This is a genomic window from Streptococcus suis, from assembly GCF_002960445.1.
GTDB lineage: Bacteria > Bacillota > Bacilli > Lactobacillales > Streptococcaceae > Streptococcus > Streptococcus hyiners.
This window is the reverse complement of sequence record NZ_POJD01000084.1, coordinates 1-290: the sequence shown is the minus strand read 5'-3', so window position 1 is coordinate 290 and position 290 is coordinate 1. Positions and strand designations below refer to the sequence as shown.

General features: G+C 46.2%; 1 protein-coding gene. It reads right to left on the bottom strand.

The annotated features are described in order from the left end of the window. Positions 1 to 290 (bottom strand): hypothetical protein (locus tag C1G53_RS01805; protein ID WP_153046635.1); only part of this gene is annotated, 290 nt, incomplete at both ends.

The window sequence follows — 290 nt, the reverse complement described above, 5'->3', positions numbered from 1 at the left end:
GTTCCTGCACTGGTCAGATTTCGAACCGACCACGCCCCTGCAAGTGTCGAAACCTGTGTTTGAATGGCATTTACTGTGGCAGTTGTTGCTCGACTTGTTTCTAGATTGCCAACTCGTGTCACAATCCCATTAGCCGTTTGAACAACCTGACTGATTTGATTGGTGTGATCTCCAATGGTCCGAGTGTGACTACTTACAGTATCCCGCACTTCATGAAAGACGCTCATTGTCGTAAAGTCGTCTAATGACGGTGTCCAATAGTCTGGAAAGATATCACCAGTTGATACCAT